This window comes from Oleiphilus sp. HI0067 (genome assembly GCF_001635735.1).
This window is the reverse complement of the sequence record NZ_LWFI01001142.1, coordinates 1-882: the sequence shown is the minus strand read 5'-3', so window position 1 is coordinate 882 and position 882 is coordinate 1. Positions and strand designations below refer to the sequence as shown.

The 882-nt window shown below is 41.4% G+C and carries 1 pseudogene; it reads right to left on the bottom strand.

Going from position 1 to position 882, the window contains the following annotated elements:
- Nucleotides 1-848, bottom strand: a pseudogene (locus A3739_RS30940) (putative bifunctional diguanylate cyclase/phosphodiesterase); the annotation flags it as partial.
- Nucleotides 849-882 lie beyond the last annotated feature (34 nt).

The window sequence follows — 882 nt, the reverse complement described above, 5'->3', positions numbered from 1 at the left end:
CATAAACCCTTGCACGTATTGGCAGTGATTTCTCTGCAAAAATGATTCTTGCGACAGGTTTTCCACGCCGGATGCAAAGCTCTTTATGCCAAGTTGTTTGGCAATCGCGAGCAAAGATTCAATAACAAGTTTGTTCTTTTTGTTGTGCAGGCAACTCGCTACGGTTTGTCGATCGAGTTTGATCATATCGATGGGGAGACTGTCGAGCTGCGTTAGCGATGATGAGTTCGCGCCAAAGCCATCAATAGTAATGACACAACCGAAACTCTTGAGTGTTTTGAGTTGTTTAATGGTGTCGCTACTAGATTGAGCAAGAGTGTTCTCTGACAGCTCTAGTATTAGACGATTGGGATTAAAGCTGTGCTCTATGCAGGCTCCTTTAAGCATATTCAGCAGACTAGGGTGGTTGTATTGTTTGCGAGTAAGATTGAACGCATAAGAAAGTTGTTTACCACAAGCTTTCTCGATTGATTTTGCTTCAATGCATAATTGGTTAAATGCCCATTTTCCAATGATCTGCAATAGTCCTGTTGATCCGCAATGCTTAAAAAGTCATCCGGAAGTAATATTCCTTTGCTCGGGTGATTCCATCGGGTGAGCGCCTCAAGTGCAACGATCTCTCCATTATTGATGTCGATAATGGGCTGATAATAAAGCTCAAATTGATTTGTGTTGATGGCAGTCCGCAATGCTTGTTCAATTTCGCATTGTCGTTGCATCTCTTTGTTCATTTCTTCGTTATAAAATTGAATGTTATTTCTACCCGCATTTTTTGCTTTATACATCGCCATGTCGGCATTTTTGAGTAGTTTTTCATAGCTGTCACCATCGTCGGGGAAAAGTGTAATCCCTAGGCTTGAGGTGATAATTAGCTCATTGTTT